Consider the following 1,607-nt stretch of genomic DNA (forward strand, 5'->3'; position numbering starts at 1 on the left):
GCTGGAGCTGGAGCTGGAGCTGGAGCTGGAGCTGGAGCTGGAGCTGGAGCTGGAGCTGGAGCTGGAGCTGACTCCTTGGCAACAACTGGTTCAGCTACCGGAGCAGGTGTAGGAGGGGCCACTGGGGTTGTAGGTGCAGGCTTAGGCTGCTGAGGCGCAGGGGCAGCCGAACGAGGAGGTCCAGATTGGAATCCCCTATCTTGAGGCATGGGACGTGGACCTTGGCTTTGACTACCATAATTCGCATTTGGACGAGAGGGGGGCGGCGCTTGCTGCAAAATAGAAGCTGCCTCTTTGGAAGCCTGTTCCGCTTCCCTTTTTTGCTTATAACCAGCAGTTTCATCAATTAACTGCTCTGCAGCCTCCCTTGTAAGTGCATATTGGGCGCGTGAATACTCAACCACTTCGTTGCGGAAGTTGGGGTCCTGCATCTTACGGGGAGGCATGGTTTGGGCGGAAAAGGCCGGCATAGCCAAACCATCAATAAGAAGCTTGATATACACGTGGCCTCGCTGCAGGTTGACCAAGTCATTCTCGTCAAAGACCGGGGTATACTCAGGCTTCAATGCACTGGCATCCTCAGATCCCACACGGAAGGAAATCATGGTTCCCACGTTACCAAATACCGCATCTTTCACCTCTGGGGACATCTGCGCAATATACTGATGGGCAATGGTAAGGCCGAGGTTATACTTACGTGCCTCAGACAAGATGGTAGCAAACGACTCCGTAGCAAAGTTTTGGAACTCATCCACGTAGAGGAAGCAGGCCGGACGGTCCTTAGGGTCAACGTCTGCACGGCTCATGGCCGCAAGCTGTACTTTGGTAATCATCATGGTACCAAGCAGCGCAGAGTTGTCTTCACCAATCTTTCCTTTGGACAGGTTAACGATGAGGATCTTGTTCTCATCCATAAGCCTGCGCATGTCAAAGCCTGACTTTGGCTGGCCAACGATGTTGCGGATGAGGCTGCTGGAAAGGAACTGTCCAACCTTGTTCAAGATGGATCCCATTTCTTCCACCTGCTGGCGCTGCTCTTTAGCTGCCCATTCGTTCTTCCAGAAGTCCAAGACAACTGGGTCCTTAATTTGTGGGATTACCTGGTTACGGTAACTGGCATCCGTTAGCATACGCGGGATGCCAAGCATGGTTGGGTGCTCAGTATCCAAAATAGCCAGGGTGGCATTACGAAGAATGTACTCAAGACGCGGCCCCCAAGAGTTGCCGAAGATCTTTTTAAGGCTTGCCACAAAACCAGAGGCAATATTCCCCTTCTGGTCAGGGTTGGTCATATCCAAGATGTTGAAGGCAATTGGATAATCCCTGTCAGCGGGGTCAAAAATGACGGCATCTTTAATGCGATGCTCAGGGATAGAGTTAACTACCTTGTCGGCAAGTTCTCCGTGGGGATCTACCACGATAACTCCCCTGCCCTCCAAAATATCGTCAATGACCATATTCTCGAGAAGCGTACTTTTTCCGGTACCAGACTTACCAATGACGTATACGTGACGCATACGGTCATCATTCTTGATACCAAACTCATGCGCCTGGTTACGGAAGTCAGTAAGGCCGAGAACGGTCAAATCCAACGGGTCTATTTCGTC

At 51.6% G+C, this 1,607-nt stretch carries 1 protein-coding gene; it reads right to left on the bottom strand.

The window, feature by feature from the left end:
- Positions 1–1,607: type IV secretory system conjugative DNA transfer family protein (locus VLA04_06560; protein ID HSI21316.1), on the bottom strand; the 1,607-nt coding region annotated here is incomplete at both ends.

It is taken from the genome of Verrucomicrobiia bacterium (genome assembly GCA_035460805.1).
GTDB lineage: Bacteria > Patescibacteriota > UBA1384 > CAILIB01 > CAILIB01 > DATHWI01.